This is a genomic window from Vibrio sp. YT-19(2023), from assembly GCF_033337395.1.
Map to the genome: position 1 here is coordinate 1 of NZ_JAWOQN010000268.1, position 876 is coordinate 876.

Sequence of the window (876 nt, forward strand, 5' to 3'; positions counted from 1 at the left end):
TGTTGTGCTAAGTGTTTAATAGGAGAGTTTAATTGCAGACGATGGTGTTTACGCTCAACGGCTTGTTGGCGTGTATCGATGAAGCGCTGCATAGCTCTACGCAAACGCATATCCAGCTCATCGAGTTGCTGTGACTGACGCTGCAACTGATAACTTGGATGTTGGCGTTCTAAACGGTGGAGAAGTTGCGCTGCTTGCTGTTTTTGCTGTGCTAAGTAGTAGCGCATCGCACTAGCTAGTTTATGCTGTTTCGCTACAAGCGATTGATCTTTATGGCTGTTGTCACGGCTAACCAGTTCAGCGGCAGCTGATGGAGTAGGAGCTCGCACATCGGCAACAAAATCGGCAATCGTCATGTCGACTTCATGGCCCACAGCACTAATGATCGGGATTTGACTTGCAGCAATAGTGCGAGCAAGGATCTCATTGTTAAAGCACCATAAGTCTTCTAGAGAGCCGCCGCCACGACCAACAATCAATACATCACATTCATTTCGGCTATTAGCACGACCGATTGCTTGGGCAATTTGAATGGCTGCGTCATCACCTTGGACCATGGTCGGATAAATAACCACGGGTAGGGAAGGATCACGGCGTTTTAAAACGTCCAATATGTCGTAAAGCGCAGCACCTGTTTTAGAAGTGATGATACCAACACGCTTCGGATGCTCTGGTAGTGGCAGTTTGTTGGTTTGAGCGAACAAACCTTCCGCTGCCAACTTCATCTTAAGCTCTTCAAACTCTTGTTGCAGACGACCATCGCCTTCAGGCTGCATGCTTTCGATGATCAATTGGTAGTCACCACGTGGCTCATAAAGAGACAGACGGGCTTTAACTAAAACTTGATTGCCGTTTGCAGGTTTGAAAGTAACGCGA

1 protein-coding gene is annotated in these 876 nt (G+C 47.5%); it reads right to left on the reverse strand.

What is annotated here, in order from left to right; all coding sequences use genetic code 11:
• Positions 1-876: exodeoxyribonuclease VII large subunit (xseA, locus tag R7E78_RS25335; protein WP_318058502.1), on the reverse strand; the 876-nt coding region annotated here is incomplete at both ends.